At 72.2% G+C, this 22,704-nt stretch carries 18 protein-coding genes and 1 pseudogene; 12 read left to right on the top strand and 7 right to left on the bottom strand.

Annotated elements, in window-relative coordinates; all coding sequences use genetic code 11:
- A pseudogene (locus E1182_RS17200) lies at positions 1–324 on the top strand (hypothetical protein); the annotation flags it as partial.
- Positions 325–477: 153 nt separating this feature from the next.
- Here the strand turns inward: E1182_RS17200 and ppc are convergent.
- The 3 genes from ppc to E1182_RS17185 form a co-directional block, all read right to left on the bottom strand.
- Positions 478–3,264 (bottom strand): phosphoenolpyruvate carboxylase, encoded by a 2,787-nt coding sequence (ppc, locus tag E1182_RS17195; RefSeq protein ID WP_132266230.1) that lies wholly within the window; start codon positions 3,262–3,264, stop codon positions 478–480.
- 157 nt (positions 3,265–3,421) lie between these two features.
- Positions 3,422–3,649, bottom strand: coding sequence for a winged helix-turn-helix domain-containing protein (locus E1182_RS17190; RefSeq protein ID WP_132266226.1), 228 nt, complete (start codon positions 3,647–3,649; stop codon positions 3,422–3,424).
- A 623-nt stretch (positions 3,650–4,272) separates the two neighbouring features.
- Positions 4,273–5,181, bottom strand: coding sequence for a cyclase family protein (locus E1182_RS17185; protein WP_132266223.1), 909 nt, complete (start codon positions 5,179–5,181; stop codon positions 4,273–4,275).
- A 175-nt stretch (positions 5,182–5,356) separates the two neighbouring features.
- Between E1182_RS17185 and mfd the strand changes: the two genes are divergently transcribed.
- The 3 genes from mfd to E1182_RS17170 all read left to right on the top strand — a co-directional run bounded on the left by mfd (position 5,357) and on the right by E1182_RS17170 (position 10,911).
- Positions 5,357–9,016 carry a transcription-repair coupling factor gene (gene mfd, locus E1182_RS17180; RefSeq protein WP_132266220.1) on the top strand — a complete coding sequence of 1,220 codons (3,660 nt, stop codon included), beginning with the start codon at positions 5,357–5,359 and terminating at the stop codon, positions 9,014–9,016.
- Between the two features lie 129 nt (positions 9,017–9,145).
- The gene (locus E1182_RS17175; protein WP_132266217.1) at positions 9,146–9,928 is read left to right on the top strand and encodes a hypothetical protein; all 783 of its coding nucleotides are present in this window, start codon (positions 9,146–9,148) and stop codon (positions 9,926–9,928) included.
- Complete coding sequence (locus E1182_RS17170) at positions 9,925–10,911, top strand: nucleoside triphosphate pyrophosphohydrolase (protein ID WP_132266213.1); 987 nt, start codon at positions 9,925–9,927, stop codon at positions 10,909–10,911. The genes E1182_RS17175 and E1182_RS17170 overlap by 4 nt, the downstream gene beginning before the upstream one ends.
- Before the next feature lie 59 nt (positions 10,912–10,970).
- Here E1182_RS17170 and E1182_RS17165 read toward each other — a convergent pair whose 3' ends face one another.
- The 3 genes from E1182_RS17165 to E1182_RS17155 are packed head-to-tail and all read right to left on the bottom strand — an operon-like array spanning position 10,971 to position 14,331.
- The gene (locus E1182_RS17165) at positions 10,971–13,133 is read right to left on the bottom strand and encodes an FtsX-like permease family protein (RefSeq protein WP_132266210.1); all 2,163 of its coding nucleotides are present in this window, start codon (positions 13,131–13,133) and stop codon (positions 10,971–10,973) included.
- Entirely contained in the window at positions 13,130–13,810 is a 681-nt protein-coding gene (locus E1182_RS17160) for an ABC transporter ATP-binding protein (RefSeq protein ID WP_132266206.1), read from the bottom strand. The genes E1182_RS17165 and E1182_RS17160 overlap by 4 nt, the downstream gene beginning before the upstream one ends.
- Positions 13,807–14,331 (bottom strand): PadR family transcriptional regulator, encoded by a 525-nt coding sequence (locus E1182_RS17155; protein ID WP_132266202.1) that lies wholly within the window; start codon positions 14,329–14,331, stop codon positions 13,807–13,809. The genes E1182_RS17160 and E1182_RS17155 overlap by 4 nt, the downstream gene beginning before the upstream one ends.
- Positions 14,332–14,455: 124 nt before the next feature.
- Here E1182_RS17155 and E1182_RS17150 point away from each other — a divergent pair, with 124 nt between their 5' ends.
- Positions 14,456–16,075 (top strand): DUF885 domain-containing protein, encoded by a 1,620-nt coding sequence (locus E1182_RS17150; RefSeq protein WP_132266199.1) that lies wholly within the window; start codon positions 14,456–14,458, stop codon positions 16,073–16,075.
- A gap of 7 nt (positions 16,076–16,082) precedes the next feature.
- Here the strand turns inward: E1182_RS17150 and E1182_RS17145 are convergent, their stop codons facing one another.
- Positions 16,083–16,775 (bottom strand): hypothetical protein, encoded by a 693-nt coding sequence (locus E1182_RS17145; RefSeq protein ID WP_132266195.1) that lies wholly within the window; start codon positions 16,773–16,775, stop codon positions 16,083–16,085.
- Between the two features lie 222 nt (positions 16,776–16,997).
- On the opposite strand from E1182_RS17145, the gene eno reads away from it, so the two are divergent.
- The 7 genes from eno (at position 16,998) to E1182_RS17110 (ending at position 22,564) form a co-directional block, all read left to right on the top strand.
- Positions 16,998–18,281, top strand: a complete 1,284-nt coding sequence (gene eno / locus E1182_RS17140) for a phosphopyruvate hydratase (RefSeq protein ID WP_132266192.1) — start codon at positions 16,998–17,000, stop codon at positions 18,279–18,281.
- Between the two features lie 31 nt (positions 18,282–18,312).
- The gene (locus E1182_RS17135) at positions 18,313–18,930 is read left to right on the top strand and encodes a septum formation initiator family protein (protein ID WP_132266189.1); all 618 of its coding nucleotides are present in this window, start codon (positions 18,313–18,315) and stop codon (positions 18,928–18,930) included.
- Positions 18,931–18,964: 34 nt separating this feature from the next.
- Positions 18,965–19,522 carry a DUF501 domain-containing protein gene (locus E1182_RS17130; protein WP_132266185.1) on the top strand — a complete coding sequence of 186 codons (558 nt, stop codon included), beginning with the start codon at positions 18,965–18,967 and terminating at the stop codon, positions 19,520–19,522.
- Positions 19,519–20,028, top strand: coding sequence for an amino-acid N-acetyltransferase (locus tag E1182_RS17125; RefSeq protein WP_243706263.1), 510 nt, complete (start codon positions 19,519–19,521; stop codon positions 20,026–20,028). The genes E1182_RS17130 and E1182_RS17125 overlap by 4 nt, the downstream gene beginning before the upstream one ends.
- Before the next feature lie 42 nt (positions 20,029–20,070).
- The gene (locus tag E1182_RS17120; RefSeq protein WP_132266232.1) at positions 20,071–21,027 is read left to right on the top strand and encodes a Ppx/GppA phosphatase family protein; all 957 of its coding nucleotides are present in this window, start codon (positions 20,071–20,073) and stop codon (positions 21,025–21,027) included.
- Positions 21,028–21,197: 170 nt separating this feature from the next.
- A complete protein-coding gene (locus E1182_RS17115; RefSeq protein ID WP_132266179.1) occupies positions 21,198–21,530 on the top strand; it encodes a PadR family transcriptional regulator in 333 nt (110 codons plus the stop codon).
- Positions 21,527–22,564, top strand: coding sequence for a hypothetical protein (locus E1182_RS17110; protein WP_132266176.1), 1,038 nt, complete (start codon positions 21,527–21,529; stop codon positions 22,562–22,564). The genes E1182_RS17115 and E1182_RS17110 overlap by 4 nt, the downstream gene beginning before the upstream one ends.
- The last annotated feature ends 140 nt before the right edge of the window (positions 22,565–22,704 follow it).

Genomic DNA, 22,704 nt, shown 5'->3' with positions numbered 1-22,704 from the left:
GTGCAGGGGCGGCCGGTGCCGGCCGGCTGGTACTCCACGCCGTGGTGGAAGACCGCGCTGGGCGCGGGCGCCGGGGTGATCGGCGGCATGTTGATCGCCGACGCGCTGTTCTCCCCGGCCTTCGCCGACCCTGGCTACGAGGCCGGCTACCAGGAGGGCTTCGGCGACGGCGCCGACTACGGCGACCAAGGGGACGTCACCGGCGGCGACGCCGGGGCCGGCGACGCCGGGGCCGGTGACCTCGGTGGTGGTGACCTCGGTGGTGGTGACTTCGGTGGTGGTGATTTCGGTGGTGGTGATTTCGGTGGTGGGTTCGGCGACTGACGGCTTCGGTGCCGCTGCCCGGTCATCCCTGGGCCGGGCATGATCGACACGGGATGCGGCAAAGCGGGGTGTCAGAGGTGCGGGACACCCCGCTTTGCCGCAACTGGCGTGGCACAGCGCTGGCAAGGCGGCGGCAGAGCGCCGGCGGGACAGTCAGCCGGTGTTGCGCATGCCGGCGGCGATGCCGTTGACCGTGGTGAGCAGCGCCCGCTCCAACGCCGTACCGTCGCTGGGAGCCCGCCGCCCGCCCGGCGCGGTGGCCACCGCACGCCCGGCGGCCCCGGAGTCGCGGTACTGGCGAAGCAGCGCCACCTGGAGGTGGTGCAGTGGCTCCAGGTAGGTGTCCCGCACGGCGAGGGTGCGCTGAAGCACCGGTGAGTTGTCCAGCAGGGCCGGCGAGGCGGTGACCGCCAGCACCTCCTGCTTGGTCAGCTCGTACTCCTGCTCAATCGTCTCGAAGATCGGGTGCAGCTTCTTCGGGACCAGCGTCTCCACGTAGCGGCGGGCGATGGTGAGGTCCGTCTTGGTCAGCATCATCTCGACGTTCGACAGGAACGTGCGGAAGAAGTGCCAGTTGCGGTGCATCTCGGCGAGCACGTCGTCCAACCCGGCGGCGCGGGCCGCGGCGAGGCCGGAACCGACACCGAACCAGCCCGGCACGATCTGCCGGGTCTGCGTCCAGCCGAACACCCACGGGATGGCCCGCAGGCCGCCCAGGCCGGCGCCCGTGTTCGGCCGCTTCGCCGGCCGGGAGCCGATGTTCAGCGCGCCGAGCAGTTCGGTCGGGGTGGAGGCCCAGAAGTACGCCGGCAAGTCCGGATTCTCCACCAATGACCGGTACGACCGGTACGCCGAGTCGGAGACCACGTCCATCGCCGCGTCCCAGCGTTCCAGCATCTCGGCCGGCTGCCGGGGCGCGGTGTGCAGCAGTGTCGCCTGGAGCACCGCGGCCACGGTCAGCTCCAGGTTCTCCCGGGCCAGCGCCGGCAGCGTGTACTTGTCGGAGATGACCTCGCCCTGCTCCGTCACCTTGATCGCGCCGTCCAGGGTGCCGTACGGCTGGGCCAGGATCGCCTCGTGGGTGGGGCCGCCGCCGCGACCCACCGTGCCGCCCCGGCCGTGGAAGAGCCGCAGGTGTACGCCGTGCCGGGCGGCCACGTCGCGCAGCGCGCGCTGAGCCCGGTGGATGGACCACTGGCTGGTGGTGATGCCGGCTTCCTTGTTGGAGTCGGAGTAGCCGAGCATCACCTCCTGCACGTCGCCACGGGCCGCGACGAGGGCCCGGTACGCAGGCAGCGACAGCAGCTCGTCCAGCAGGTCGCCGCCGGCGTTCAGCTCGGCCGGGGTCTCCAGCAGCGGTACGAAGCCGACCCGGGCCCGCCCGCTGTGCACGTCGACCAGGCCGGCCTCGCGGGCCAGCACCACCGCGGCGAGCACGTCGTCGACACCTAGGGTCATCGAGATGATGTACGACTCGATCACCTCGGCGCCGAACCGGTCCTGCGCCTCCCGGATCGTGCCGAACACGTCGAACGTCTTCTGCGCGCTCTCGGTCAGCGGGGTGTCCATCGTGGAGAGCGGCCGGCGGCCGGTCAACTCGTCGGCGAGCAGCTTGGTGCGTTCCAACCGGCTCAGCGCCGGGTAGTCGGCGACCTCGCCGACGGCCGCGTACAGCTGGGCGAGCACCTCGTGGTGCTTCTCGGCGTGTTCCCGGACGTCCATCGTCGCCAGGTGCAGGCCGAACGCGGAGACGGTACGGATCGTGGAGGCGAGCCGGCCCACGGCGGTGAGCTGCCCGGAGTTGCGCGCGAGGGAGGCACGCAGCAGCTCCAGGTCGGCGATCAGCTCGGCCGAGCCGCGGTAGTCCCGCCCCGGCACGTGCGGGGTGGCGTTGCGCAGCCGCTGTCGGGTGTTGGCCAGCTTCGCCTTCACGCACCGGGCCTTGAGCCGGTACGGCTCCTCGGCGTTGACCCGACGGAACCGGGGTGCCACCTCCGGCAGCGCGTCCAGGTCGGCGGCGAGGCTGGCGGAGAGGTCCAGCGACACCGCGCGCAGCCGGCGGGAGACGGAGACCTCGTTGATGAGGTGGTCCATCGCCTTCTCGGTGGCGGCGATGCCGTGCTCGTGCTGGATGCGCAGCACCTCGCGGGTGACCGCCGGGGTGACGAACGGGTTGCCGTCCCGGTCGCCGCCGATCCAGGTGCCGAAGGTCAACGGCCGGGCCGTCGGGGAGGTCTCCACACCGAGGGTACGCAGTGTGTCAGCGAGGTCGTCGAGGACCTGCGGCGCGGCCTCGGCGTACAGGTCGCGCAGGTAGTAGATGGCGTTGCGGGCCTCGTCGGTCGGGTCGGGCCGGTCCAGCCGCAGCTCGTCGGTCTGCCACATCAGGTCGAGCAGTTCGGCGAGCCGCCGGTTGGCCGGCCCCTCGTCGCTGGCGCCGTAGAGGATCGCGTTGGCGGTCTCGGCGTCCAACTCGTCGGCGACGGCGCGCAGCTTCGACAGGATGGAACGGCGGGCCGCCTCGGTGGGGTGGGCGGTGAACACCGGGCGTACCGCGAGCCGGCGGGCCGCCGCGGCGATCTCCTCGGCCGGCACGCCGCGTTCGGCGATCATCTTGGCCGCCTGGTCCAGCCAGCCACCGTGCATGGCGCGGCGACGGCGCAGCTCCCGGGCCCGGTGCACCTGCTCGGTGATGTTCGCCAGGTGGAAGTAGGTGGAGAAGGCGCGGGCCAGCTTGGTGCCGGTGGTCACGTCCAGCCCGCCGAGCTGCCGCGCGGCGGCCGGGGGGTCGGAGCGGACCTGGGCGCGGATCTCCTCGACCAGGTCGAGCAGGGGCCGACCCTCCTGGCGGGCCAGGGTCTGGCCGAGCAGGGTGCCGAGGCGGCGGATGTCGGCCCGGAGAGCGGCGTCGGGCCCGTCGTGGTCGTGCTGGTCGGTCACCATGCGCTCCTTACGCGAGTACGAAGGACAGCGCTGTCCGACTCCCTGGATGGTATCCGTGCCGCCCCCTCGGTAAGGAGGGGGACCGGGATGTCACCTTCCCCACGATCATGGATGGCCGCACCTCTTGACGGGGCGGCTCCGGCCTGCGGGCTCGTTACTGAGCGCCGGGATCCCGAACGAAGACACCCGCTCCGGGTGCGCCGTCAACGAGCCCGCGTGCCTTCAGCCAGTCGATGGCGGATCGCACCACCTGGCGAGAGACCTGGAACTCAAGGCAGAGTTCGGTGCCGGACGGCAGCTTGGCACCCGGCGGATACTCGCCCGACTCGATGCGCCGGGTCAACGTGTCGATGAGGCGTTGCTTCTTGGTGTAGGCAGGCATGGGCAGACTTCCGTGGCAGGTGTGCCCATGTGATCACGGCTGGACGCGGACCGTCAATGAAATGTGCTGCAAGGGCTTGACCTGACATGACAGGTAGTTCTAGGTTCAGGAGGGCGACCGTGGCAGGTCTCCCAGACCTACAAGGCGGCCCGGGGTGGAGGTGGCACTCCGATCCCCGGGCCTTGACCGGGAAGGACCCCGGCCCGTGGACAACCTATCGAACGACACCCACCCCCACTGGTGCCTACGCGGCCCGGACTGCGCCGGGCGCAACGACCTGCACCTGTCCCGTCTCGTCGACACGGCCGTCCGGGGTGACGAGGTGATCCAGGCCCGGCTCGGCCTGTGGCGGATGGAGGTCGGCCCGACCCCGCCGTCCGGCCTGTTGCTGGAGCTGTCCGCCGGGGCTGAGGTCGACCGGTGGCCGCTCGACCTGGCCCAGTCCCGCGCCCTCGCGTACCTGTCCCAACGGTTTGGTGCGCCGGCTGGGCCCGACCGCGCTCCGGGTGGCCTGAACCGTCGTCGCCGGCGAGTGGTACTCCGATTGCGGCAGACGGGGGTATCTGGTCTTCTGGATACGCCGACACGCCGCAATCGGAGTAGATCTTGCCAACCGGGGGCGGTCAGACGACGGCGAAGGCGCGAACCGGGAAGGTGCCCATCCCGGCCACCCTCGGCGGGGCGGCGGTGAACCGGAACCCCTCCGGCGGCAGCGCGTCCAGACCGGTCAGGTGCTCCACGATCGGGATGCCGGCGGCCAGCAGGGCGCTGTGCGCGGGGCGTTCGCCCCGCGCGGCCGGGCTCATGTCGTCGATGTTGATCGAGTCGATGCCGACCAGGGTCGCGCCCGCCTCGACCAGTGCCTGTGCCCCGTCGGCGGTGAGATGGGGTGCGTCGGGCGCGGCGTACCGGTCGGTGCCGAAGTGCGCGGACCAGCCGGTGTGCAGCAGCACCGCCCGCCCGGCCACGTCGTACGGCGCCAGCAGCAGCCGGTCCACCGCCCGCGTGCCGGCCGGCACCCGGACCAGCAGGCCGGGCAGGTCGGCGAGCCGGTCCAACGGTATGCCGGTGAGGTCCACGCCGTCGGCGTACCGGTGTGCCGGAGCGTCCAGGTAGGTGCCGGTGTTGGCGATCATGTCGATCCGGCCCACCTGGAAGTCGGTGCCCGGGGCGTAGTTCGCCCGGGACGCCTCCCGGGTCAGCCACTCGGTGATCCGGGGTGCCGGCCAGCCGGGCAGGGTGACCATCCCGTCGGTGACCACGTGGCTCAGCTCGACCAGGCGTCGAGCCCCGCCGCCGTCGGGTGCGGCCACACCACGACCGCCCTTGTGCGGCTCCTCGATGATCGTCTTGTTGCTGATCCGTACCGTGTCCACCATCAGCAGCCCGAGGTGCCGGACAAGGAGTGCGGCCAGCTCGTCGTCGTCGATGTCCGGGCCGGGGATGTCCAGCCGGAAACCGTCGGTCCGCAGACCGCCACCGTTGGCGAAGGTGATCTCTGCGTCGAATTGTGCGCGATGCTGCCCCGTCATGCCCCCACCCGACCATTCGCCGCCCACCCAGTCAAGATCCCGGCTGTGGGTCACCTGGGTCCGCCATGGCAGGCGGGCCGATCGGGTCTCGTGGAGATAGTGTCGAGACGCAGACCCCCCGTCCAGACCGGGCGAGGGGTGATCGTCGTGTGCTCCCGCGGGGAAGTGGTCACTGATGCTCACCGGACTGTTCACCGCCGCCCTGGCCGACCCCGGGCTGGCCCGGGCGCGTGACCTGGCGCGCTCCGGTGCCGCCCAGGTGGACGGGCTGGACCTCACGGCCCCGGCCGCGCTGCGCCCGTTCGCCGTCGCCGCCGTCGCCGCCGACGAGCCAGCCGGTGGGGCCGGACGTCCCGTGCTCGCGGTGACCGCCACCACCCGTGAGGCCGACGACCTGGCCGCCGCGCTGGCCAGCCTCCTCCCGCCGGAGCAGGTGGAGGTCTTTCCGTCCTGGGAGACGCTGCCGCACGAACGGCTCTCGCCGCGCTCCGACACGGTGGGCCGGCGACTGGCGGTACTGCGCCGGCTGGCACACCCCGCATCGATGGAGCTGGACGGCCGGAGCGGTGCCCTGCGGGTCGTGGTGGCCCCCGTCCGGTCCCTGCTACAGCCGCAGCTCAAGGGACTCGGCGACCTGGAGCCGGTCCAGCTCGCCGCCGGCGACGAGGCGGACCTGGAGGAGGTGGCCCGCCGGCTCACCGACCTGGCGTACGCCCGGGTCGACCTGGTCACCAAGCGGGGAGAGTTCGCCGTACGCGGTGGCATCCTGGACGTCTTCCCGCCCACCGACGAGCACCCGTCCCGGGTCGAGTTCTGGGGCGACGAGGTGGAGGAGATCCGCACCTTCGCCGTCGCCGACCAGCGGACCATCGAGGGTGTGCCGCGGCTGTGGGCCCCGCCCTGCCGGGAACTGCTGCTTACCCCGGCGGTGCGGAAGCGGGCCGCCGCGCTCGCCGAGGAGCACCCGGAACTGGCCGAGATCCTCGACAAGCTGGCCGAGGGCATCCCGGTCGAGGGGATGGAATCCCTCGCCCCGGCGCTGATCGGGCCCGACTCGATGGAACTGCTGCTGGACTGCATGCCGGCCGGCACCCACGTGCTGCTCTGCGACCCGGAGCGGATCCGCACCCGGGCGCACGACCTGGTCCGTACCTCCGACGAGTTCCTCCAGGCCAGCTGGCAGGCCGCCGCGACCGGCGGGCAGGCCCCGGTGGACGTCGGCGCCGCCGCGTTCCGGACCCTCGCCGACGTCCGTGCGCACGCCCGTGCCCTGCGCCAGCCGTGGTGGACGCTCGCGCCGTTCGGCCTGGCCGAGGCCGACGCCACCGCCCCGGCCCGGCAACCGTGGGAGGACGCGCCCGGCGAGGTCGACGTCACCCCGGACGACGCCATCGCGGTGACCCTGGCCGCCCAACCCGCCCCGCTCTACCACGGCGAGACCGCCCGGGTGGTCGACGACCTCAAGCGCTGGGCCGGTGAGGGCTGGTCGATCGCGCTGGTCTTCGAGGGGCACGGTCCCGCCCAGCGGGCCGTCGAGGTGCTCCACGACGCGGGCCTCGGCGCCCGCCTGGTCGACCAGGTGCCGACCGCACCGGCCCCCGGTGAGCTGCTGGTCTGCTGCGGGCGGCTGACCACCGGTTTCGTCGACGAGGCGTCGAAGTTCGTGCTGCTCACCGGCAACGACGTCACCGGTGGCCGGGGCGCCTCCACCCGGGACATGCGCCGGATGCCGAGCCGGCGGCGCAACACCATCGACCCGCTGGAGCTGAAGACCGGCGACCACGTCGTGCACGAGCAGCACGGCATCGGCCGGTACGTCGAGCTGGTGCAACGCACGGTCAACGGCGCGAGCCGGGAGTACCTGGTCATCGAGTACGCCCCGAGCAAGCGTGGCCAGCCCGGCGACCGGCTGTTCGTCCCGACCGACCAGCTCGACCAGCTCTCCCGGTACGTCGGCGGCGAGCAGCCCACCCTGCACAAGATGGGCGGGTCGGACTGGCAGAAGTCCAAGGCCCGGGCTCGCAAGGCGGTCCGCGAGATCGCCGCCCAGCTGATCCAGCTCTACGCCGCCCGGAAGGCGTCCAAGGGGCACTCGTTCGGCCCGGACACCCCCTGGCAGCGGGAGCTGGAGGACGCCTTCCCGTGGCAGGAGACGCCGGACCAGCTCTCCGCGATCGAGGAGGTCAAGCGGGACATGGAGCAGACCGTCCCGATGGACCGGCTGATCTGCGGCGACGTCGGGTACGGCAAGACCGAGATCGCGGTCCGGGCGGCGTTCAAGGCGGTGCAGGACGGCAAGCAGGTGGCGGTGCTGGTGCCCACCACGCTGCTGGTGCAGCAGCACTACAACACCTTCGCCGAGCGGATGAGCCAGTTCCCGGTGTCCATCCGGCAGCTGTCCCGGTTCCAGACCCCGAAGGAGAGCGAGCGGACGCTGGAGATGATCGCCGACGGCACCGTCGACATCGTCATCGGCACCCACCGGCTACTCCAGTCGGCCACCCGGTTCAAGTCCCTCGGACTGGTGATCATCGACGAGGAGCAGCGTTTCGGCGTCGAGCACAAGGAACACCTGAAGAGCATGCGGGCCTCGGTCGACGTGCTGAGCATGTCGGCCACCCCGATCCCCCGGACGCTGGAGATGGCGATCACCGGCATCCGGGAGATGTCCACCATCGCCACCCCGCCGGAGGAGCGGCACCCGGTGCTCACCTTCGTCGGGGCGTACGACGATCGGCAGGTGGCCGCCTCCATCCACCGCGAGCTGCTCCGCGACGGGCAGGTCTTCTACCTGCACAACCGGGTGGAGTCGATCGAGAGGGCGGCCCGGCGGATCCGCGAGCTGGTGCCCGAGGCGCGGGTGGCGGTGGCGCACGGCCAGATGGGCGAGGAAGCGCTCGAGAAGGTGATGGTCGGCTTCTGGGAGAAGGAGTTCGACGTCCTGGTCTGCACCACGATCGTCGAGTCGGGCATCGACATCCCGAACGCCAACACCCTGATCGTGGAGCGGGCCGACCTGCTCGGCCTGGCCCAGCTGCACCAGATCCGGGGCCGGGTCGGCCGGGGCCGGGAGCGTGCGTACGCGTACTTTCTCTACCCGCCGGACAAGCCGCTCACGGAGCACGCGCACGAGCGGCTGGCCACCATCGCCCAGCACACCGAGCTGGGCGCCGGCATGTACGTGGCGATGAAGGACCTGGAGATCCGGGGCGCCGGCAACCTGCTCGGCGGCGAGCAGTCCGGCCACATCGAGGGCGTCGGTTTCGACCTGTACGTCCGGATGGTGGGCGAGGCGGTGTCGGCGTTCAAGGGCGAGCGCCCGGAGGAGGAGAGCGAGGTCAAGGTCGACCTGCCGGTCGACGCGCACCTGCCGCACGACTACGTCGGCGTGGAACGGCTGCGCCTGGAGATGTACCGCAAGCTCGCCGAGGCGCGCGACTCCGAGCGGCTGCGCGAGGTGGTCGCCGAGATGACCGACCGGTACGGCGAACCGCCCGCTCCGGTGCAGAACCTCGTCGCGGTGGCCCGGTTCCGGCTGCTGGCCCGCCGGTACGGCCTCACCGACGTGTCGTTGCAGGGCAAGCACATCCGGTTCGGCCCGCTGCCGCTGCCCGACTCGAAGCAGCTGCGGCTCAAGCGGTACCACCCGGACTCGGTCTACAAGCAGGCCCTCGACCAGGTCAGCGTGCCCCGGCCGAGCACCCGGCGGGTGGGCGGTGAGCCGCTGCGCGACCAGGCGCTGTTGGAGTGGTGCGCCCAACTCCTCTCCGACGTGTTGGGCGAGCCCGAGGAGTGGGCCGGTTCTGCCCGCCCCGCAGTGGCGAGCGGAAGGTGAGACAGGCGAGCCCGAGGAGTGGGCCGGTTCTGCCCGCCCCGCAGTGGCGAGCGGAAGGTGACACAGGCGAGCCCGAGGAGTGGGTGGGGGCTGTCGCCGCAGCGGGGAGGGCATGAGAGAGTGACCGTCATGCGTGCTCGCCGTCTCATCGCCGCCGCCAGCGTCGCGGCTCTCGGTGTCCTCTCTCTGACCGCCTGCGGCAGGATGTCGCCGGACGTGGCGGCGTACGTCGGGGACCGCACCTACTCCATCGACCGGGTGGACGAGATCTACGACGACGCCCAGTCGCGTTTCGCGGAGGCGGTCCGGCAGCAGGCCACCGAGGCCGGCGCCACCCCCACCGCGGATCAGCTCCGTTCGACGGTGACCCGGCAGGACGTGGTGAACCTGCTGGTCAGCATCGACCTGGGCAAGCGGATCGTGGCCGAGCGGGGCCTGTCGGTGACCGACCAGTTCACCCCGGAGCAGCTCGCCCCGGAGCTGCGGATGCCGCCGCAGGCCGAGTACGCGAAGCTGTGGGGCGAGTGGGTGGACATCTCCACGACGCTCAACCAGCAGCTGCCGCCGGCCGAGCTGAGCGACGAGTCGGTGATGGCGGTCTACCACGCCATCGCGAAGGTTGGCGGGATCCAGCCCGGGCTGACCGTGGCCCAGGTACGGCAGGTCTTCGGCGACGGCGGATTCGTGCGTTCAGCGGCGGCGCTCAGCGCGGGGCTGGAGGAGCAGGCCGAGAAGGTCGACCTCTCGGTGAACCCGCGTTTCACGCCTCTCGGGGTGCCCTCCTTCGTGAACAAGGGCCAGGAGCTGATCTTCTACGCCCTGCCGTACGTCGAGGCGAGCAGCCCGGTCACCGAGGTCTCGACCCCTGACCCCGCCGTCACCCCGGACGAGCAGCAGGCGGTGGCGCCCTGAGCACCTGCGCCCGGATCGTCCTGCTGGTCACCTCACCCCGGCTGCCTGCCGGCCTGCTGACCGCCGCCGCCTGGGACGCCGTACGCTCCGCGCCGGTGCTGGCCGGCGCGGAGAGCCCGCTGACCGTGGCGGTCCGGGCGGCGGGCGTCGAGGTCACCCTGGTCGACACCGGCGCCACCCAGGCGCTGCTCGACGCGGTCGCCGGGCACGGTACGGCGGTCTGGCTGGCCGGGCCGACCGGCGACGAGTCGCTGGCCCGGGAGTTGGGGCTGCGGCTGGCCCGGGAACCGGGGCTGGCCGAACTGGAGCTGATGTACGGCTCGTGGGATCCGCCCGGCGCGCGGCTGCTGGACGCGGTCGAGGTGATGGACCGGCTGGCCTCCCCGGGCGGCGACCCGTGGAAGCGGGCGCAGACCCACCGTAGCCTCGCCGGTTTCCTGCTGGAGGAGTGCTACGAGGCGTACGACGCGATCAGCGCCGACGACACCGACGCGCTCCGTGAGGAGTTGGGCGACGTGCTGCTCCAGGTGCTGCTGCACGCGCGGCTGGCGGAGAACCTGCCCGAGGGCGAGCGGTGGAACGTCGACGACGTGGCCGGCGTCCTGGTGGACAAGATGGTTCGCCGCAACCCGCATGTCTTCGCCGGCGGCGAGGCGGGCACCATCGAGGAGATCGAGGCCAGCTGGGAGCGGATCAAGCGGGAGGAGAAGGCCCGCGCGTCGGTGCTCGACGGCATCGCGTTGAGCCAGCCGGCGCTCGCCCTGGCGGCGAAGGTCCTGAATCGCGCCGGCCGGGTCGGCCTGGCCGTCCCGCCCCCGTTGGCCGACTCGCAGGTCGATCCGGAGGCGAGGCTCGGCGCGAGCCTGCTGGCCACGGTCGCCGCCGCCCGGGAGGCCGGCATCGACGCGGAGGCGGCGCTGCGGCGCACCACCCTCGCGTACGCCGACGCCGTCCGCGCCGCCGAACGCGCCGCTCGCCCCTGATCTCGCGCGCCGCCGCCGCACCGCCTCCCGGGGTGTGATCCCCCCGCCGACCCTCCCGGTCATTCGCTGCGTGCGGTCTCTGGGCCGGTGATGCGCTCCAGCAACGGCAGGGTGGAGGCGATGATGCCGAGGCAGGCGGCCAAGCCGACGATCACGATGGCGGCGAACCCTCCGCCTGGAGCGGTGAGCGTGTAGTCCATCTGCGCCTTGAGGAACAACTGAGCGGCGAGGAAGCCCATGCCGACCGCGACCACAGCCACGGCGAGCATCGGCACGGCGCTTTCCAGGAGAACCACGCGTCGCAGGGTCCGCACCGGCGCGCCACTGAGGCGGAGCAGGCTGAACGGGCGCTTGCGTTCACTGAGGCCGCCGACCACGCTGACCGCCAGGCTGCAGCCGGCGAGTGCGAGGCTGGCGATGATGATGACGTGGGCCAGTTGTTGCCAGCCGCGTACCTGGTTGGCGAAGTCGGCCTCGAAGTCGCCGGGCACGTTGGGGGCTACCCAGAATTCCGTCGGGTAGGCAACCTCGAGAACGGTGCGCGAGCGTTCCAGCGCGGCGGCCGAAGCGTCGGTCCCGACGACGATCGACGCCACCGGCAACCGCTGGAGTTCGTCGAACGTGACGGACGCGGCGGGCCAGACCCTCGTGGAGGATGCCGGTTGCTCGAAGGGTATGAGGTTCATCGGCACCTCGGCAACGGTGACGCCGTCGGCGCACCGGCCGTACGCCGGCGGAAGGTCGGTGCACGCGACCAACCCTGGATCGCGGCCGTTGCCGAGGGCCGGGTTCTCGCGGACCACCGTCGTGCTGCGCACGCCGGGGACCGCGCGCAGGTCGGTCAGCACGGTGTCGGGCACCGACGGCGGGTTCTCGGTGAAGACGGTGGACAGTGTGCCGGCGTCGGTCGATCCGATCGGCGCCGGGCCGCGATTGGCGACGATCGTGGTGATCACGCCGACGGCCACGCTCGTGACGAAGAGGGCGAGCATGATGCCGCTGATCGCCCGGAAGCCGGCCCTCGGGTTGTCGGCGAGGCGCCGCGCGGCGATGAGCGTGGCAGGTCGGCTGGCGCGCCGTGCCATGGCCCGGGCGCCCATCATGGTCAGCCAGGGGCCGGCGAGGATCAGTCCGGCCATGATCAGCAGCAGTCCGGGCAGGAAGACGGCGGTCTGGCCGTCCGCCGTGGGGGGCCGGTGGACGAGGGCGAATGCCAGCACGGCGACGCCGAGCGCGAGCGGGATAAGCCGGTACGCGCGCGGGGGCCGGGGGGTGACCCGCCGGGTGACGCCGAGCGGGGAGATCCGGACGCGTCGTAGCGAGACCCGCGCCGCCAGCACCGCGCCGGCCGGAACGCCGAGCGCGACCACCAGGATGTCCAGCGCTCCCAGCGACATGTCGTCGGTGAAGAACCGCATGCCGGTGAACGGAATCGCGGCGAGGTGGCCGCGGAAGGCGAAGAACAGCACGAAGCCGAGGGCGGTGCCGACGACGGCCGCAGCGGCCGCCTCGGCCGCCGCGATCATCGAGATCTGTTTCGGTGTCGCACCGACCAGGCGCATCGCGGCGAACCGCTGCTCCCGGCGGGCGGCGCTGAGCCGGGTGGCGGTGCCGATGAAGATCAGCACCGGAAACAGCAGACCACCGGCTATCACGCCCATGATGAGATTCACCACGGTCTCGGGGAGCGCGGGGGTGTTGTCGCCGATGCTGGTGAGTTGTCTGGCTCTCGGCAGCTTGGCGACCTCGTCGGGGGTGCCGCCGACGATGATGAGCAGGGCGTCCGGCGACGTGAGCGCTGCCGGACCGATCGTGCCGACGTCGCGCCCCGGGTAGCGGTCGCCGAGCTGGTCGGCGGGGTTGGCGGCGAGCAGTTGCCGCATCGCCGGCGAGGCGTGGTACTCGCCCGGCCCCGGCGTCTTCGGAATGCCGACGGGGGTGGGCGCGTCCGGCCCGGTCGCGGCGACGTCGATGCGGATGATCTGCTCGCCGCGGAAGTAATCGCCCCGTGTCGACCACCACAGCGGATCCGCGGTGCCGCCCGTCGAGGCGGTGGGATGCAGGGAGGCGTACCGGGTGAGCTGCGCGTTGACGGCGTTGACGCCGGCGAGGGTGGTCAGCAGGAGCCCGGCGCCCACGGCGACCGCGGCGGCGATGATGACGAGCCGGGTGAGCGCCTCCCGGCCGCCGGCCACCGCGAGGCGTAGCCCGAAGCCGATCATGACGCGATCCGATCCGGCGCGTTCACGCGCCCGTCGCGGACGATGACCTCGCGGTCGGCGCACGCGGCGACCCGTGGTTCGTGGGTCACCAGGACAACCGTGGTGCCCTGCTCACGGGCCACGGCGACCAGCAGGTCCATGACCTGCTCGCTGGTGAGCGAGTCGAGCGCGCCGGTCGGCTCGTCGGCGAAGAGGACCTTCGGCCCGGCGACCAGGCCGCGGGCGAGGGCGACGCGCTGCGCCTGGCCACCGGACAGCTCCCCCGATCGGCGCTGCTCCATGCCGTCCATGCCGAGCCGTTCGAACCAGCCGTACGCCTTTCGCAGCGCCTCCGTCCGGCGGACCCCGCCGAACAGCAACGGCAGGGCGACGTTCTCCACCGCGGTGAGCTCCGGGACGAGCTGACCGAACTGGAAGACGAACCCGAAGCGGTCCCGGCGCAGCCTGCTGCGTTCGGCCTCGGTCATGCAGTCGACCCGGGCTCCGTCGAACAGGACCTCTCCGGAGCCGGGAACAAGGATGCCGGCCAGGCAGTGCAGCAGCGTCGACTTGCCCGAGCCGCTGGGCCCCATGATGGCGAGGATCTCGCCCGATTCCACGGCGATGCTGGCCCCCCGCAGCGCGGGGGTCCTGCCGAACGAGAACATCACGTTCCGCGCCTCGATCGCGATCGTCATGGCCGCACCTCCTTCTTGAGGGCGTCCAGCCGAGCGCCGGTCATCTCGATCCACCGTAGGTCCGCCTCCAGGTGGTACAGGCCGTGATCGGCCAGCAGCGCGTCGACGAGACCGCCGGTGCGCTTGATCTCGGTGAGCTCGCGCATCCGTTGCAGGTGCGCGCGGCGCTGGGTGTCGAGGTATTCACCGGCGGGGCGGTCCAGCATCAACGCGAGCACGACCTTGGCGAACAGCACCGTCTGCAGATGCGGTTCCGGCTCGACCGGCTGGGTGAGCCACTGCTCCACCTCGGTCGCGCCCAGGTCCGTGATGACGTAGCGCTTGCGGTCGGGCCCGTCACCCGGACCGACCTCGCTGATCACCACCTTGCCGTCGCGGGCCAGTCGGCTGAGTGTCGAGTAGACCTGGCCGAACGGCAGCGGCTTGCCGCGGCCGAAGTACGCGTCATATTCGCGTTTCAGGTCGTAGCCGTGGCTGGGCTCCCGTTCGAGCAGGCCGAGGAGGGTGACAGGAACGTTCATGCCAGCAGAATACACTGAGGGTATACACCGCGTGCATAGCCGCCTTGTTCATGGTTCCGGATCGTGGATAACCGGGCCGGGCCGCGTGCCACGGCGGGTGCGCAGGCGTCGGTAGGGTCGGGGGATGGAGTCCTTCGTACCCCTCGCCGAACGGATCGTCGACGCCCTGCTGGAGAGCCGCCCCGGCCTCGCCACGTCCGTCGGGGACCACCGGTACGACGACCGGCTACCCGACCTCTCCGCCGACGCCGTCGCGGCGGACCAGGCGATGTTGACCGACGCCGCCGACGCCCTCGCCGAGCTGGACGCGGACGCCCTCGACGTCGACGAGCGGGTCGATCACGCCCTGCTCAGCTCCTTCGTGGACCGGGCGTTGTTCGACAACGCCGAGATCCGCAGCCACGAGTGGGACCCGCTGCGGCACAACCCGGGCCCGGTGCTGCACGCCCTGTTCGCCCGCCCGTACGCCCCGGTGGAGGAGCGGCTGACCCACCTGGCGGGGCGGCTGGCGGCCGTACCCGACGCCCTGGCGACCGCGCGGGCGACGCTGCGCGACATGCCGCGGATCCATGCCGAGACGGCGGTCGGGCAGTTCACCGGCACCGCGGCGCTGATCCGCGACGAGGTGCCGGCGCTGCTGGCCCAGGTGCCCGCCGGATACGACCGGCTGGGGCCGGCAGCCACCGGTGCCATCGCCGCGCTGGAGGAGTTCGTGGCCTGGCTGCGGGACGGCCTGGCCGCCGACGCCGGCCCGGGGCGCGACCCCCGGCTGGGGCGGCGGCGCTGGGAGGCGCGACTGTGGCACACCCTCGACACGGAGCTGGGCGCGGCGGAGGTCCAGCGGCGGGCGTGGGACAACCTGGACCGGGTCACCGAGGAGATCCGGTCGGCGGCGGTCGAGCTGGTCGGCGGGCCGGCCGACGACGAGACGGTACGCCGGGCGCTGGACCTGCTCGCCGCCGAGCATCCCGACAACCACACCATCGTGGACCTCGCCTCGGTCACCCTGGACGAGGCGACCGACTTCGTCCGCGCGCACGACCTGGTGACCTTGGTCGACGACCCGTGCGTGATCCAGGAGATGCCGGAGTTCGCCCGGGGGGTGGCGGTCGCCTACTGCGACTCGCCCGGCCCGCTGGAGACGGCGGACCTGCCCACCTTCTACTGCATCGCGCCCACCCCGGCCGGCTGGCCCGCGCACCGGGTCGAGTCGTTCTACCGCGAGTACAACGACCACATGATCCGCAACCTGACCGTGCACGAGGCGATGCCGGGGCACTTCCTGCAACTCGCCCACGCCCGCCGGTACGCCGGCCCGACCCGGGTCCGGCCGTTGACCGAGTCGGGAGTGTTCATCGAGGGCTGGGCGGTGTACGCCGAGGAGCTGATGGTCGGCCTCGGCTTCGGTGGTCTGCCGGTGCGGTTGCAGCAGCTCAAGATGCAGCTACGGATGACCATCAACGCGCTGCTCGACCAGCTCGTGCACTGCGAGGAGCTGCCCGAGGCCGAGGCGATGGCGCTGATGACCGGGCGGGGTTTCCAGGAGGAGGGCGAGGCGGCCGGCAAGTGGCGGCGGGCGCTGCTCACCTCCACCCAGCTCTCCACGTACTTCGTCGGGTGGAGCGAGATGGCGGACATCGCCCGGGTCCGGCCGGCTGGGGTGTCGGTGCGCGAGTGGCACGACGCGATGCTGGCGCACGACTGCCCGCCGCCGCGCCACCTGCGTACCCTGCTCGGGATCTGATCCCGCGTCAGGAGGTGGCCGGGCGGCGGTCGACCACGCCGGCACCGGCCGGCAGGTCGAACGCGGTGGCGTCCACCGCCGCGGAGAACCGGTTCAGCGTCATCTCGGTGGGACGGCCGTCGAGCGTGCCGGCGAAGCTGCCCAACACGCCCTCGCTGGTCACGCAGGTGTGAAAGGCGTCGGTGGAGCGCCGGACATCCACGCAGGTGGCATGGTGACCGGCCACCGTGGTGTCGCTCTGCGTGATCACCGCGTCCGGATCGAGGGCGGCGTCGGTGAGCAGCCGCATCACCGCCGGCGGGGTGACCAGGCCGAGTTTCTTCGCCTCCGTGTAGACCAGCACCGAGGGCTTGCCGGCGGTCACCGTCGGGGGCAGCACGGTGCAGTTGGTACGCCCACCGGCGGTCGCGCACCGGGTGATCGCGTCCTGGGTGACGGTGATCTTGCCGTCCGGCCAGGTGTACGTCGAGCGCAGCGGCTGCTGCGTCTGGGCGATCGAGGCGGTCCGCCCGCCGTCGAACTGGTAGTCGGCGGCCCAGGTCTCGGTCAGCGCCCCGTCCAGTCGCGCGGCCAGGTCGTTGACCAGGTCGGACCGGCCGAGGACGCGCCCGGTGTCGGTCAGGGCCTGACAGCCGGTGACGGAGAGCGACGCGATGACCGACACGGTGAGCACGCGGAGCGTGGGCGAGACGGCGGGCATGGTGACCAGCCTGGTCGATCGGGTCCACCGGACGCAAACCCGTTGCCGGTTGAGGCCGGAGAATCCGGGAATGTCCGGCTGGGTGCGCGGTGCACGGTACGGCCCGTGGCCCGGGCGACGCCATGCGCCGGGCTGCCGCCCGATACGCTGCGTTCAACACTTGCCTCCGCCGCACCGTCGCGGCCCATACCGGACTCGCACACACGAACGAGGAGCGACTCAGTGGCAACCATCGAGGGAATCGTGGCCCGGGAGATTCTCGACTCGCGGGGCAACCCGACGGTCGAGGTCGAGGTGGGCCTCGACGACGGCACGATCGCCCGCGCGGCGGTGCCCTCCGGCGCCTCCACCGGCGCCTTCGAGGCGATCGAGCTGCGCGACGGTGACTCCGACCGCTACCAGGGCAAGGGCGTCGAGAAGGCGGTCGCCAACATCGAAGACAAGATCGTCGACCAGCTCATCGGGTACGAGGCCAGCGAGCAGCGGCTGATCGACCAGAAGATGCTCGACCTCGACGGCACGGACAACAAGGCCGAGCTGGGCGCCAACGCCATCCTGGGTGTCTCGCTGGCCGTCGCGAAGGCCGCCGCCGGCAGCGCCGAGCTCAGCCTCTTCCGCTACCTGGGCGGCCCGAACGCGCACCTGCTGCCGGTGCCGATGATGAACATCCTCAACGGTGGGGCGCACGCCGACTCCAACGTCGACATCCAGGAGTTCATGATCGCTCCGATCGGCGCGCCCAGCTTCCGTGAGGCGCTGCGCTCCGGCACCGAGGTCTACCACGCGCTCAAGTCGGTGCTGAAGAAGAAGGGCCTGTCGACCGGCCTGGGCGACGAGGGCGGCTTCGCGCCGAACCTGCCCACCAACGCCGCCGCGCTGGACCTGATCGCCGAGGCGGTCGAGAAGGCCGGCTACCGGCTGGGCGCCGACATCGTCTTCGCCCTCGACGTGGCCGCCACCGAGTTCTTCGACAACGGCACCTACACCTTCGAGGGCAGCGCGAAGAGCGCCGAGGAGATGAGCAACTACTACACCAAGCTCATCGGCGACTACCCGATCGTCTCCATCGAGGACCCGCTGTCCGAGGACGACTGGAGCGGCTGGGCCACCCTGACCGCGGCGGTGGGCGACCGGATCCAGATCGTCGGCGACGACCTGTTCGTCACCAACCCGCAGCGCATCGCCCGGGGCATCGCGGAGAAGGCCGCCAACGCGGTGCTGGTGAAGGTCAACCAGATCGGTTCGCTGACCGAGACCCTCGACGCGGTGGACCTGGCCCACCGGGCCGGCTTCACCTGCATGATGAGCCACCGTTCCGGCGAGACCGAGGACACCACCATCGCCGACCTGGCGGTGGCCACCGGCTGTGGCCAGATCAAGACCGGCGCCCCGGCCCGCTCCGACCGGGTCGCCAAGTACAACCAGCTTCTGCGGATCGAGGAGGAGTTGGCCGACGCGGCGCGGTACGCCGGCGCGGGCGCGTTCCCGCGCTACCGTTCCGCCTGACGACGCGAAGCCTCGGGGGAGGGGTGTGACGATGCAGCAGCGCCGCACACCGGGTGGCCCGCGTCCCGCCCGCCGACCGACCGGTCGGCCGGGCGGGGCCCGCGCCCGGACGTCGGTCCGCGACGGTGGGATCCGTGCCGAGCCGCGCAGCGCCGCGCGGGTGCGGGGCACCGACGGCGTACGCTCCGCGAGCCGTCCGGCCGCCGCCCGGCGTACGGCGACCGGTGGCACCATCAGGCGGCTGACCGCACCCCACCCCCGACGCTTCACCGGGCGGGCCACCGTGCTCTTCGCGGTGTTGATCGCGCTCGCCCTGGCGTACACCTATCCGGTCCGGGTCTACCTCGACCAGCAGGTGGACATCGAGCGGATGGAGGCCGCCCAGGTCGCCCAGCGGCAGGACATCGCCCGGCTGTCGGCCGAGGCCGCGAAGTGGCAGGACGAGGAGTACATCAAGATCAAGGCGCGGGAGCGCTTCTTCATGGTCCCGCCCGGCGAGACCCCGGTGATCGTGCTGTACGACCCGGAGGGGGCCGCCCGGGACGCCGCGGCCGGGCGGCCGAAGGCCCCGCCGAAGGACCCGGATCCCTGGTACGACACGCTGTGGTCGAGCGTACGGGCGGCGAACGCGGAGCGCCCCGACCAGTGAGCAGCACCCCGGCACCGAACGAGAGATGGGCACCGTGACTGTCGTACCACCGCAGGAGCCGGCGGCGGACTCCGTACCCCCGCCGAAGCGCGAACCGGCCACGGAGGCCGACCTGGCCGCGGTGGCCGCGCAGCTCGGACGCACGCCCCGGGGCACCCGGGCGGTGGCCCACCGCTGCCCCTGCGGCCTGCCGGACGTGGTGGAGACGACCCCCCGGCTGACCGACGGCACCCCCTTCCCGACGCTGTTCTACCTGACCTGCCCCCGCGCGACGGCGGCGTGCAGCCGGCTGGAGTCGGCCGGATTGATGAAGGAGATGGCCGACCGCCTCGCCGCCGACCCGGAGCTGGCCGCCCGCTACCGGGCGGCGCACGAGGACTACCTCACCCGCCGGGAGGCGATCGGTGAGGTGCCCGAGATCGCCGGCATCTCCGCCGGTGGGATGCCCGGGCGAGTGAAGTGCCTGCACGTGCACCTGGGACACGCACTGGCCGCCGGGCCCGGGGTCAACCCGTTCGGCGACGAGACCCTCGCGTTGGTGGAGCGATGGTGGGCGGCCGGTCCCTGTGTGGACCTGCCGGTCGTCGAGTGAGCACGGGCGAGGTCGTCGTTCGGCGGGCCCGCACCGGGGACGTGCGCGGGATCCGGCGGCTGGTGGACACCTACACCGACGACCGGCGGCTGCTGAGCAAGGCCACCGTCACCCTCTACGAGGACGTGCAGGAGTTCCGGGTCGCGGTGGCCGGCGACGGCACCGTGGTCGGCTGCGGCGCGCTGCACGTGATGTGGGAGGACCTGGCCGAGATCCGCACGGTCGCGGTGGACCCGGCCTGCCGGGGGCAGCGGATCGGTCACCGGATCGTCGCCGAGCTGATCGAGGCGGCCCGGGAGCTGGGGGTGGCCCGGATCTTCGTGCTCACCTTCGAGACCCGGTTCTTCGCCTCGTTCGGCTTCACCGAGATCGACGGTGCGCCGGTGCCGCAGCCGGTCTACGAACAGCTGCTCCGCTCGTACGACGAGGGCGTCGCCGAGTTCCTGAACCTGGAACGGGTCAAGCCGAACACCCTGGGCAACACCCGGATGCTGCTGCGCCTGTAGCGGCGGACCGGCTGCCGTAGGGTTGCTGCCGTGACGACGCGCGTGGCCGCCATCGACTGTGGCACCAACTCCATCCGCCTGCTGGTCGCCGATCTGCCCGACCCGTCGGCCGGCCCGCAGGCGCCGCTGGTCGACCTGACCCGCCGGATGGAGATCGTCCGGCTCGGTCAGGGCGTCGACCGGACCGGCCGGCTTGCTCCCGAGGCGATCGAGCGGACCCGGCTGGCGCTGGCCGGCTACGCCGCCGAGATCGAGCGGCTCGGCGCGCAGCGGGTACGGATGTGCGCCACCTCGGCGTCGCGCGACGCGGAGAACGCCGGTGACTTCCGGGCCATGGTGGAGCGGACCCTCGGCGTCGCTCCCGAGGTGGTCACCGGCGACGAGGAGGCCCGGCTCTCCTTCACCGGCGCGGTGCGCGGCCTGCCCGCCGACGCCGAGCCGCCGTACCTGGTGGTCGACATCGGAGGCGGCTCGACCGAGTTCGTGGTCGGTACCCGCACCGAGGGCGTGCAGGCGGCGATCTCGATGGACATCGGTTGCGTCCGGATGACCGAGCGGCACCTGCACGGCGACCCGCCGGGGCTGGACGAGATCGCCGCCGCGCAGGCCGACATCGCGGTCGCGGTGGACCGCGCGCTGGCGGCCGTCCCGGGGCGGGAGGTCGCCACGCTCGTCGGCCTCGCCGGGTCGGTCACCACCGTCGTCGCGATCGCCGAGGGCCTGACGGAGTACGACCCCAAGCGCATCCACCACGCCCGGGTGTCCTACGACCGGGTCGCCGACGTGACCGCCGACCTGCTGGCGAAGACCCGCGAGCAGCGGCTGGCCAGCCCGGTGATGCACCCGGGGCGGGCCGACGTGATCGGGGCGGGTGCGCTGGTGTTGCGCGTGATCATGGAGCGGGCCGGGATGTCCTCGGTGGTCGCCTCGGAGCACGACATCCTCGACGGCATCGCCTGGAGCCTCGCGGAGACCGCGGCGGACGACCGTCGCAGCTAGGTGCGGGATCTCGCGCGGGAGGTCGCGCAGCGCGACGCCGAACCGTTGCGGCGGTTGGCGCAGTGAGGTCCTGGTCGAGGTCGACGACCTCGTGGAGATCACAGTGAGCCCAGCTGCGCAGCTATCACGCTGTTGACGGTATTCCGCAGTGCGCAGTAGTGTGTGAAGCTGTGGACACCACACAACTACTCAAGGGTGTGCTCGACCTGGCGGTGCTGGCCGTCCTGCGGGACTCCGACGGCTACGGCTACGACATCCTGCGCCGGCTCAAGGCGGCCGGGCTGGAGGAGGTCGGTGACGCCTCGGTCTACGGCACGTTGCGCCGGCTCTTCGCCGCCGGGCTGCTCACCACGTACGTGGTGCCGAGCGAGTCCGGGCCGCACCGCAAGTACTACTCACTCAACGCCACCGGGCGGGACCAGCTCACCCGCTCCGGCAAGACCTGGCGTTCCTTCGCCACCACCATGGACAGACTGCTCGACGATCGGGGGATGGCGGCATGACCGTCACGGGGCAGGAGATCACGGACTACGTCGGACGGGTACGCGCCGCGCTGGCCGACCTGCCACCGGCGCTCCGCGACGAGTTGACCGAGGATCTGCCGGAGCATCTCGCGGAGGTCGCCGCCGAGGGGGACGGTTCGCTGGTGCAGCGCCTCGGCGAGCCGGAGGCGTACGCCGCCGAACTGCGGACCGCCGCCGGCGCGGGTGAACGGACCGACGGCAGCCGCAGCCTGGAGTCGCGGATCGGGGCGGTCGTGCGCGGGGCCCGCAGCCGGCTGGCCCGCGTCGACGCCCGGCTCGGCCCCCTGCTCGGGTACGCCTCGGCGGGTGAGTTCCTGCGGCTGCTCCGGCCGGCGTGGTGGGTGCTGCGCGGCTACCTGGCCGCCCTGCTGCTCGGCGTGCTGAGCAGCAACGGGGACGTGGCCCTGCTGCCCCGGCTCGGGCACAGCGTCGTCGCCGGTGCTCTCCTGCTGGTCGGGTTTGTGCTCGCCTCGATCTGGCTGGGCCGCAACGTCGGCACGCTGAAGCGTTGGCCGCGCCGGCTGATGCACGCCGGCACGGTGGTCCTGGTGATCTTCGGCCTGACCGTGCTGGTGCAGGCGGACGAGCGGGCCAACTGGGACAGCACGTACGGGTACGACACGGTCTCCGTGGGGCACCCGTACGAGGCGGTGGAGGACGTCTACGTCTACGACAGTGAGGGCCGGCTGGTCGAGAACGCGCGGCTGTTCGACCAGAACGGCACCCCGATCCGGCTCGGTTGGCCGTCCTGCGACGCCCCGACCCTGCCCGAGGTCAATCCGGTGCAGCGTGGCTACCCGTACTGCCCGCAGCAGGCGCCTTTCCGGCCCCGCCCGCCGGCCGCCGTACCCACCGTGCCCGAGGTCGTACCGCCGGCCAACCCGCCGGCCGTGCCCGGGGTCGTACCGCCGGCCAACCCGCCGGCCGTGCCGGGGACCGCGCCGACGACCGGCGCCCCAGCTGTGCCCACGGCGACCCCGACCCCGACGGCGGCCCCGACGCCGACCGGGTGAGCATCGGCTCGCGGAAATGGCTGAACGGCTGAGTCCGGCGGGTCAGCAGGCTTCGATCTTGGTGACTACGGTGTCGTCTGCTCACAGCCCCGCCCCGGGAAGGAACGTCATTGGCCGAGCAGGTCGTACCGCCCGCCACC

Origin of the sequence: Micromonospora sp. KC721, from assembly GCF_004348355.1 — a bacterium.
Classification (GTDB): domain Bacteria; phylum Actinomycetota; class Actinomycetes; order Mycobacteriales; family Micromonosporaceae; genus Micromonospora.
This window is presented reverse-complemented; position numbering and strand designations above follow the sequence as displayed.

Coding starts and splice junctions, on each gene's coding strand:
- E1182_RS17190 (WP_132266226.1), bottom strand. CDS start 3,649: ATGCCTGCCTACACCAAGAAGCAACGCCTCATCGACACGTTGACCCGG.
- E1182_RS17185 (WP_132266223.1), bottom strand. CDS start 5,181: ATGACGGGGCAGCATCGCGCACAATTCGACGCAGAGATCACCTTCGCC.
- mfd (WP_132266220.1), top strand. CDS start 5,357: ATGCTCACCGGACTGTTCACCGCCGCCCTGGCCGACCCCGGGCTGGCC.
- E1182_RS17175 (WP_132266217.1), top strand. CDS start 9,146: ATGCGTGCTCGCCGTCTCATCGCCGCCGCCAGCGTCGCGGCTCTCGGT.
- E1182_RS17165 (WP_132266210.1), bottom strand. CDS start 13,133: ATGATCGGCTTCGGGCTACGCCTCGCGGTGGCCGGCGGCCGGGAGGCG.
- E1182_RS17160 (WP_132266206.1), bottom strand. CDS start 13,810: ATGACGATCGCGATCGAGGCGCGGAACGTGATGTTCTCGTTCGGCAGG.
- E1182_RS17155 (WP_132266202.1), bottom strand. CDS start 14,331: ATGAACGTTCCTGTCACCCTCCTCGGCCTGCTCGAACGGGAGCCCAGC.
- E1182_RS17150 (WP_132266199.1), top strand. CDS start 14,456: ATGGAGTCCTTCGTACCCCTCGCCGAACGGATCGTCGACGCCCTGCTG.
- E1182_RS17145 (WP_132266195.1), bottom strand. CDS start 16,775: ATGCCCGCCGTCTCGCCCACGCTCCGCGTGCTCACCGTGTCGGTCATC.
- E1182_RS17135 (WP_132266189.1), top strand. CDS start 18,313: ATGCAGCAGCGCCGCACACCGGGTGGCCCGCGTCCCGCCCGCCGACCG.
- E1182_RS17110 (WP_132266176.1), top strand. CDS start 21,527: ATGACCGTCACGGGGCAGGAGATCACGGACTACGTCGGACGGGTACGC.